Genomic DNA, 6,685 nt, shown 5'->3' on the forward strand with positions numbered 1-6,685 from the left:
CCACTAACAGGGGAGACACTACTCAGCAGAGGATCTTGGGAACGATGAACTTCTCCAGATTTGTATTGCTGGGATTTAATTAGATTACCCAGTGCTCGGTTACCGATTATTCCTTGCAGTTCCTCGATTGGGTGGTATGTTGGCTTCCTACTTCCCGATACAAGAGACTGATCTGGAGTTTGTGTGTTTTTGGTTTGGCTTTGTCGTAGATTACCCATGAGCTTGGTTAAATTAAGAGTCGGCAAAAGTCACAGTGTAATTATCATATAGCCTTTGAGATCAAAGGGATTGTGGCAGGGACGGAAATATGGGAGGACGGGAGCGATCGCATTACATTGACTTACATTGGCTTTTAAAGCATGGTGCATTTTTGTATCTAGTTAGAAGTTTTCCTAATCCCTTAAAGTTTTACTCCGAATGCTTCCTTCACACCTACTATTTCTTGTATTTGAGCTTTTTACCCTCATTAAGTCGCTCAATTAGATTATAGGCAGAAACTGCCATCGGCTTTAGATCACCGACTTTCAAGTCATCTTGCATACGACGAAGTTCAACCACCAAGGCTTTAACTGGTTTGTCACTCAGCCCAACCAAATCGTCAACACTTCCTAAGGCTCCAAGGGATTTATGAATTACCTCAAAATCAGCTCGCTTGTCTTTGACTAATTTGACTAAGTTGTCTGCTGACTCATCTTCATCCGCTGCTTTAATTTCCTCTGGAAGGTTAACATAGTTCTTTAACAGGTCATATCCAGTAGGAATATGTTCTAGCCATTCTTTACGAGTTAAAGTAATCCGGACTTCTTGAATATTTCCCACCATACCTTTCTCAATTGTTTTTGGAAAAATCGGTTGTCCGCCTTCACCTGTTAACCCAGCAGCATTTAATACTAACTCAGCGAATTGATTAGGATTAGTTTGAAAGTAATTCCTGTAGGGTTCTGCAATTAATCCAAAGTTGTGGGCAAAATCAGTTCGAGCCATCATCGCCCCCGCAATGGCTTTTGAGTTATCTTTATTCATCATCTTTGTTGCTTTGTGGAGATAATTTACCAAGATAGTCACTAGTCCCATTAATTCTTTTTTACTGACACTATCATCAATTCCCCCTACATTTAATCTCTTTACTTGATCATTGACCCATGCATCGGCCTTAGATAAAAATGATAAGTCTCCTTTACCAAATAAATCTTTATTTGCTTTTTGCTTACGAGATTGTTGTTTATGACGTTCTCTTTTAAAGAGATTTTGATTGAGCCATCCAGTGACATTCAAGTCTTCCTTAACAGTAACGTATTCGACAAGATCGCTAATCTTTCCAATATGTAAACCAGCCGTAAGCTGAGGGGAAAAGCTTAATTCCTTTCCATCTGGATAAATTCGGAGATTAGAATCAGGTTCTCCTCCACCTGCTGTTACGTCCTCTGATGGAATAAACTCCTCTCCTTTACGACTATTCAGATAACTTGCCATTGCCACAATGTTATCCATTACTGATTCAACTTCACTTTTACTTTCTAGTGGCTCTGTGACCCATTCTAAGTTAGAGCCTCCTGAAGGACTTGCATCAGCAGTTAGATCAAATTTATCACCTCGAATAAAAGCTGTTGCTTTGGGAACATTCTGACCGAGTAATGGAGGCTCACTAAGTTGTTTATTTACATACATGCTAAAAACCATTGCCTGGTAGTCCTGACTGTCCTCATTTACTCTGGTCATTAGTGCTTGACCGGCATTAGTTAGAGTAGATTGACTATCGTCAGTAAACCATAGGTCTAAACGACCTTGTTGATCCAATCCCTTTTCGTGGTTAGTAAGCTCAACTATTTTTATGGAAGGTTGTTCAGCCATTACTTTAGCCACTTTAATATTGATCGCTAAATCCCGTTGAGTCTTAGCACGTTGAAAGTCTTGCTGGGCTTGTTGCCAGTTACTTACATTTCGCACATTCCACTGTGCTTCAAATTCATATCCCACTCGACGCTGTACAACATCTACGGGAGCACTTTCATTAGTACTAATTTTATCGTTATGGTCAAATTCACTCCCATTATGCTGGTTTAATTGGCGTTGCACAGAGGCTCTATTCTGCTGCACCACATGGGTCAATTCATGGGCAATCAATTCCTGCCCTCCTCGACTCCCAGGGTTGTATTCCCCCTGCCGAAAGAAGATATCTTTACCTGTAGTAAAAGCACGAGCCTGAATAGATTGATTCAACTGGTCAGATTGGGCATCACTGTGAACCCTCACCCCACTAAAATCTGCCCCAAACGACTGTTCCATTGGTTTCCGGATACTTTCGGCGATGGGCATCCCCGACCCCTTTGCCTGTTGGATTGAGCTTTCCAACTCTGGGGTAGCCGCCATTCCACCTTCGATGGATTTAAGCTGCACCATTGGCTTCCTCATCAGTTCATCTTGCTGACCTTGAGCTTGAATCGACTGATGTTGAGTTGACAAACTAGAAACTGGTGCATTAATCCGGTCCACTACTTCCGATGCTACTCGGTCCGCTTCAAGCTCATACTTATCCCCAGCTTCACCAATAGTTAGCTTCGCCTGTACTGGATTGCCCTGCTGCCAATGACCCATTAACTCATGGGAAAGTCCCCTAAACATTGGCATTCGCTGAATTGGTTGCCCACTAACAGGGGAGACACTATTCAGCAGAGGATCTTGGGAACGATGAACTTCTCCAGATTTGTATTGCTGGGATTTAATTAGATTACCCAGTGCTCGGTTGCCGATTATCCCTTGCAGTTCGTCGATTGGGTGGTATGTTGGCTTCCTATTTCCTGATACTATTGACTGATCTCGAGCTTGTGTCTGTCTAGTTTGGCTTTGTCGTAGATTACCCATGAGCTTGACTAAATCTTAAATAGTTTGCGAAATTAACAACCAATCATATTACCGAGTAGGTTATCGGTGTAGGGGAGTGAAACTGTCAGTCTGGATTGGGAATATCCCCATCCACTTCAACTATTGGGCTTTTTTTATGATGATCTGTTCCAATTCTGCTAAGAAACTCTCGATGGCAGTAATTGTTGATTGTGCCATCCTTTCAACTAGACCTCTCTGAGCATTGGTTATCCTTCGTGGTCTTCCTTGATGAAAATTTGGGAGCAAGTCATTTAAAACTTTTCTAATCTCAGCATTTCCAGAGTTATTAACCTGTTGTTGATAAATTTGCTGAACTCCATACCAATCTAAACCTAGACCCATTCCGACTTGAGTTATCCAGCCTCTTGGGTGGGCATGAGACTGTGCCGATGTCAAAACCTTTCTCAAAGCAGATCGGAGTATATTTGGAGGAATATTCCTTCTTAAAATCAACTGCTTCTCGTGAGGGTTGTAGTTTGGTAGGGGTCTTGCTTTGAGGCGCTCGCCTCCACCTGCTGTTGATGTAGCTATTGCCGCCTTGGGCTTGAAGAAGGCATATTCCTTGAGATCTCCTCGGAGGCCGCCGAGTACATTTTTCATAAGCTCCCTTCCTTCCCCACCTTTGATACCGAACAATCGATTTTTGAGTCCGCTGTTAGGGTCTGTTGGATTCTTTAAGAGTGCTTCATACTTTATAAGTGTATTAGGTTCAGGAAAATATGGTGCCCTAGGATCTACTTTTGAAATAATCCGACGAACCTTCATATCAATTTTATTAGCCAGTACACTCAAATCGTCATCAGCAGGCAAATCTCCACCCTGAGCCCCTTGACGCAGCTCGTACCCACCGCTGGCAAGATAGGGGAGTTGTCTTCCTTTAGTCTGATGACGTGTAAGGAGTTGGTCGTACTTGGAAAATAAACCCATGGGTTGATAATGACCGTGTCGAGATTGCTCCTCTGGAACTTTGAGACTAAGCGCGTCGGCATCCCCAATATGAATATAAATGTTTGGTATGTTAAATCGATTTTTTAGGTCATTCACACATCTTTGAGTGTATTGGCTTTTAGTTATTTCATCCCTAAATACCCCATAAGGTAGATAGTTAGCTTCTTTTAATGTTGCTTCTGCTTGATCCTGCTCCTGAGTATTAAGTGTCCCGAAGTCTGTTTCTATCTGATTTGAATCTGCCTTTTGGTTGGTAGATTTTTTAACCCAAAACGGTTCCCATGTAAATCCAAAAACAATCCCTGGATAGTTAAAATTGCCTGTATTATTAATCACATCTCTGATTTCATCCTCACTTCTAGCCCTCATTAAGCTTTTGTATTTATTCACCCCAACTACTAGCCTAAATCGATAAGACATCTCTGTTTTATCTTCAAACCCCTCCTCATACTTAGTAGCGATTGCGTTTGGAGTTGTACCTCCCGGATAGGTAGGAACATTTGCCACATAGCCGTAATTAAACTGGGGATATGGTTGATTGGGTCGATGACCAACTAACTTGTGATGTACATAGGAAGTCCGAGGAGGATTTTGTCCCTGCTGTTGAACAGTTTTTAGTTCGTACTTGTCTTGGAACTGCATCAAAGACATACACTGGATCCTAGCTACAGGAGCTGCGCTGACCCTAACAGATTGATTAGTCACAACTTTGCCACCTCCTTGCTGCACCACATGAGTCAACTCATGAGCAATTAACTTTTTCCCCTCCTGACTCCCAGGGTTATATTCCCCCTGCCGAAAGAAGATATCTTTACCTGTGGTAAAAGCACGAGCCTGAATTGATTGATTCAACTGGTCAGATTGGGCATCAGCGTGAACCCTGACTCCACTAAAATCTGCCCCAAACGACTGTTCCATTGGTTTCCGGATACTCTGTGCGATCGGCATCCCCGACCCCTTTGCCTGTTGGATTGAGCTTTCCAACTCTGGGGTAGCCGCCATTCCACCTTCGATGGATTTAAGCTGCACCATTGGCTTCCTCATCAGTTCATCTTGCTGACCTTGAGCTTGAATCGACTGATGTTGAGTTGACAAACTAGAAACTGGTGCGTTAATCCGATCCACTACTTCCGATGCTACTCGGTCAGCTTCAAGCTCATACTTATCCCCAGCTTCACCAATAGTTAGCTTCGCCTGTACTGGATTGCCCTGCTGCCAATGGCCCATTAACTCATGGGAAAGTCCCCTAAACATTGGCATTCGCTGAATTGGTTGCCCACTAACAGGGGAGACACTACTCAGCAGAGGATCTTGGGAACGATGAACTTCTCCAGATTTGTATTGCTGGGATTTAATTAGATTACCCAGTGCTCGGTTACCGATTATTCCTTGCAGTTCCTCGACTGGGTGGTATGTTGGCTTCCTACTTCCCGATACAAGAGACTGATCTGGAGTTTGTGTGTTTTTGGTTTGGCTTTGTCGTAGATTACCCATGAGCTTGGTTAAATCTTAAATACTCGGCAAACGTCACCTAATCATGATATAGCCGAATGGCACTGAGGGGGTTCACCTCAAGACCGCGCTACATCCCTACCAACGTGGCATAGCTTCCTTTGTTAACCCAAGCAACAACAGAGCAGGGGTAGGGTGGGCAAATGATGAGAGTTTGGCAATTTAATTAGGAATCATGTCCATTTGCCCACCCTACAGAGTGCGATCGCACTACGAGGCAAGCGATCACGACAGACCTTATTTCATTTACTGGAATTCTCTATCAATTTTTGCAGGGTTTTACTTGCTATTTCCATTCTTTGGGTGTGATCCACTTCTTCTTCCTCGTCAGACTCATCCAGTTCTTCTTCTTCGTCATACTGATCCGCTATGGGAGGGTCTTTGATCATATCCCAATCAAACCTTTCCATTATTTCCTGAAATAATTTCCCTTTCTCTTCGGCTGTTAGACTGCCGATCATATGCTCCAAAAACTTTTTGTCTTGTTTCGTGTCTTCTTTACCTAGTACTAGATTATAGCTATATCTCTCCAAGGATCCAGCTATTAAAGAGTTCCTTCTCATTGTAGGTGGCTGCTTTTCATATCTTGTATTTGGTAATTTTTTGAAATCCTTGGCTCCTTGACGGTAATTTTCATTATTGAGCTCTATTGTTAATAGAGAACCGCGATTTTCTACTTTAGCTCTCTTGCCCATCGCTAACATTGTTACACTCACTGGTGCTTCTTCTTCCAGAGGGAGAAAGTAAAGCAATTGAGGGTACGATTCATCTTCGTTTTCTGTTTTTTCGTAAGCCTTTAGTAACTCTTTCGCCTTTAAGGCATCTTCATAACTCCAAAACTCTAAATCAATATCTTGTGGGGTTCTCTCAAAACCATATTCCGTTTTTGCTGCGAAACTACCACCGATTCTATAGTTTAATGTTTCCAACTGTTTTTTAACAATATCGGCTATCCAGTCAATTAATTGTTTCTTTTGGTCATCCTTTTCCTCAGGAGCTCTTTGCACAGGTTTCTCATAATTGGATATTGGAAACATTGTTAAAGGGGTGTTAAGTATAGAAACAGGATGTTGTAATGCCTCTTTTCCTTTCAAATTTGCTTCCTTTTCAAATCCCGCATCATCGTTTATATTTATCCCACTTTTAAAGTTTATCGTAGACCGCAATTTACCTTGGTTTTGCTGCACCACATGGGTCAATTCATGGGCAATCAATTCCTGCCCTCCTCGACTCCCAGGGTTATATTCCCCCTGCCGAAAGAAGATATCTTTACCTGTAGTAAAAGCACGAGCTTGAATAGATTGATTCAACTGGTCAGATTGGGCATCATTGTGAACCCTGA

General features: G+C 42.4%; 4 protein-coding genes. All 4 read right to left on the minus strand.

What is annotated here, in order from left to right; all coding sequences use genetic code 11:
- Window positions 1-218: hypothetical protein (locus F6K38_RS32620; RefSeq protein WP_287359225.1), on the minus strand; the 218-nt coding region annotated here is incomplete at its 3' end.
- Window positions 219-435: 217 nt separating this feature from the next.
- On the minus strand, window positions 436-2,862 hold the full coding sequence (locus F6K38_RS32625) for an eCIS core domain-containing protein (protein ID WP_287359227.1): 2,427 nt from the start codon (window positions 2,860-2,862) through the stop codon (window positions 436-438).
- 120 nt (window positions 2,863-2,982) lie between these two features.
- The gene (locus F6K38_RS32630; RefSeq protein ID WP_287265887.1) at window positions 2,983-5,325 is read right to left on the minus strand and encodes an eCIS core domain-containing protein; all 2,343 of its coding nucleotides are present in this window, start codon (window positions 5,323-5,325) and stop codon (window positions 2,983-2,985) included.
- Window positions 5,326-5,585: 260 nt separating this feature from the next.
- Window positions 5,586-6,685, minus strand: a 1,100-nt coding sequence (locus tag F6K38_RS32635; RefSeq protein ID WP_287359229.1) for an eCIS core domain-containing protein, incomplete at its 5' end; no start/stop codon positions are given.

Source organism: Moorena sp. SIO3B2 (genome assembly GCF_010692525.1).
Classification (GTDB): Bacteria; Cyanobacteriota; Cyanobacteriia; order Cyanobacteriales; family Coleofasciculaceae; genus Moorena; species Moorena producens.